The organism is Mesorhizobium denitrificans, from assembly GCF_003403035.1.
GTDB lineage: Bacteria > Pseudomonadota > Alphaproteobacteria > Rhizobiales > Rhizobiaceae > Mesorhizobium_G > Mesorhizobium_G denitrificans.
In genome coordinates this window covers 1-3,138 of record NZ_QURN01000036.1, presented here as the reverse complement: position 1 = coordinate 3,138, position 3,138 = coordinate 1, and the positions used below count along the sequence as shown (strand labels likewise).

At 58.4% G+C, this 3,138-nt stretch carries 1 protein-coding gene; it reads right to left on the bottom strand.

The window, feature by feature from the left end:
* Positions 1-18: 18 nt before the first annotated feature.
* Positions 19-2,994: a Tn3 family transposase gene (locus DY251_RS21130; RefSeq protein WP_116625876.1), complete on the bottom strand. Its 2,976-nt coding sequence runs from the start codon at positions 2,992-2,994 to the stop codon at positions 19-21.
* Positions 2,995-3,138: the final 144 nt, after the last annotated feature.

Below are 3,138 nucleotides of genomic sequence, written 5' to 3'. Positions count from 1 at the left end.
GGTCGAACAAAGTGAGAACTATGCGGCTCGCCGTAGTCCAGCCGGGAGCCTCAGCGACCGGAATCCCTGCAGCAGATGCTGCTCGCTATCCCAAGTGTAGATGCCTGTCAGATTGATATGCTCCCAGCTCAGCGGAGAGATGTGCTTAAGCAGATGATCCGGAATCTCGCGACGCATGCTGCGCAAGTGGGTGACGGCCCGTTCGATATAGACCGTATTCCAGTGTACGATGGCGCTGACGACGAGGTTGAGGCCGGACGCGCGGAAGGCTTGGCTTTCGAACGATCGGTCCCGGATCTCTCCGCGCTCGTGGAAGAAGACGGCGCGCTTCAGCTTATGCGCGGCCTCACCCTTGTTGAGACCGGCCTGGCAGCGCCGGCGGAGCGCTGGACTTGAGTACCATTCGATCATGAAGAGCGATCGCTCGATCCGACCGAGTTCGCGTAGAGCTCTGGCGAGCTGGCTTTCCTTCGGGGATGCTGACAGCTTTTTCAGGATCGTGGAAGGCACCACGGCGCGGGTCGTGATCGACGCCGCCAAATGGAGCAGATCGTCCCAATGGTCGAGAATCAGAGTGGCGTTGATCGGTGCCCCGATGTGGTTCGACAGCGCCGGATATGTATCGCCTTTCTCGAATGTGTGGAATTTCCGGTCTTTGAGATTGCGCAGCCGAGGCGCAAAGCGTTTGCCGATCAGGGCGAACAGTCCGAAGACATGGTCGCTTGCACCGCCCGTATCGGTAAAGTGTTCCTGGATATCGAGGGTCGTGTCCTGATCGAACAGCCCATCGAGCACATAGGCGGCCTCGCTTTCGGTTGGGCTGATGGGCAGGATGCTGAAGTAGCCATACTGATCTGACAGATGGCTGTAGAATTTCGAACCCGGCTCGCTGCCGTAATGCAAATTGATGTCGCCGCGCTTTGCGGCTCGGTCGCTCGCGCGGAAGAATTGGCCATCGGACGATGAGGTTGTTCCGTTGCCCCAAAGTCGAGAATGCGGATGCCGGGTGTGTGCGTCGGTGATACATGCTTGCGCTGCGCGATAGGTCTCCGACCGGGCGTGGAACGTGCGCATCCAGCCGATCTGATGGGCGCTGATTCCTTTGGATGCGCTGGCCATTCGCTTCGGGCCGAGATTGGTTGCATCGGCCAGCACGCCAGCCAGCATGGCCGAAACGTCCCTCGGAGCGTCACCGGTGCGGACATGCGTGAAGAAATCCGCAAAACCTGTCCATTCGTGCACTTCCCTTAATAGGTCGGGAACCTCAACTAACGGATACATGTCGCTGATTTCGGCATTCAGGTCCTCGGCGGCAGTGGGGATTTCGCCGGCAGTCGGCGTCACAATCAACGTCTCGCCTTCAAGACGAACACCTTCGAGCTTTCCGGACCGCGCTCTATGCGCAAGGCGCTTCAGGTTGAAGTCGAGCATCTGGCGAGCTTCGGCAAGCCAGGTCGCGCCGTCTCCTTGGACACCAAGTCCGAGGCGATCCTGCTCCTTCATGGTGGTGAATGTCGACCGCGGCATTAGATGCTCATCGATCGGCCGGAAGGATCGGCTGCCATCGACCCAAATATCTGCAGATCGCAGCCGGTCTCGCAAGGCCGCGAGCGTCGCAATCTCGTAGAGACGGCGATCAGGCCTTCCTTGTTCGAAGATGAGCCGACGATCAGCTTGGCTGAGGTGGGTAACTGGGACACGGTCCGGGAGTGTCCGACGGCTCTCGACATGCAGGCGTTTCAGCAGCGAAATTGCTGCGAGAAGCGGATCGTGTCGCCGCGCGGATTGGAACGAGAACGCCTGTAGGAACGCACCGGCATATTTGTTGACGGTCGCATATTGCTCGGCCGCCAGGGCCAAAGGCGACGCCTCGTTGTCCTCGACCAGCGACTCAAGCTCAGGCTTCATCCGCAGCAACCGGTGCCATCCGACTTCCTGATCGAGAACCTCCAATGCGTTCCGGCCATAGTCATTCGCAGACTGCAGAGCGGTAATTGTGTCGAGGAACATGCGCAGCGCCTTGGCGGTATCCGGCCTGCAGTCCATGTGTCGCTGTTTCTTGCGGTTATTTGCTTGCGAGAACTGTCGACCCATCAGTTTGATGAACATCGCGACAGCATCGTCGGTTAGCTTCTGGCCGAACTTGATAACCTGCGCCACGATCAGAGCGTGCCGGCGACTCGCGTTGAAATCGTTGGCTAGCCATGCCGGCGTAGCGTTCCCCTCTCGGACTATCTGGTCCCACCGCCCGGACGATATGCCCATCTGCAATTTCGGATCGATTTTCAGCGTGCGCAGGAAGGCAATTCGTTCGGTCAGACCAACCAGGTTCGACGCACCCGGTGCTTCTGGTGCCGAGCGCAGCCAATGAAAACGCGTTTGGCCGATCGACAGATCAACCTCCAACAGCCTGTCCAATGATTGGAGTGTATCGCGCGGTATATCTTCGATCAGCGTTCTTTCCGCCCGACGGCGGGCTATGGCACGGCCGGCAAGGCCGATGCGTTCGATTGTATCGATTGCTGGCAGAAGAGATCCACGTTCACGTAATGTGATAACAATGGAACTGGCTATCGCAGCACCATCGTCGGACATTGCCGCCGTCTGAATTGCAGCCAATAGCGCGGCTCGACGATCTTGTGCCGTCGCGCTTCTCGTATCCAGATACGCCATGAGGCGCGCCGTGTGATCACGACGGGTTTCTTCACGGCGTGCATAGAGCGCAAATGCTTCTGGATCAGCGCCGATTTGGTCAGCGACATATCGAAGCATGGCGCGGGGCGGGACCTCTTCCGCTCCCAGCACTCGGCCAGGGTATCGCATCAGACATAGCTGAACGGCGAAACCAAGCCGATTATGCTCACGCCTCCGCAATTCTATCTCCAGACGATCTGCCGGTGACAGCGAATAGTGCCGGATCAGGTTATCCTCGTCGGCTGGTATATCGAAAAGCTTCCGTCGATCATGAACTTTGAGAAGCTTCCGTTTTGCCATTGCCCGACTCCCCACGACCAATCTGCCGGGAGCGTTGTCGAGTCGGACGAACGAAGAAACCAAAACCGGTGCCAGACGGCGCCAATCCACAGAGATCGGAGACCCCGCATTCGAGATACGACAAAGTTCATGTTCCGTTCGACT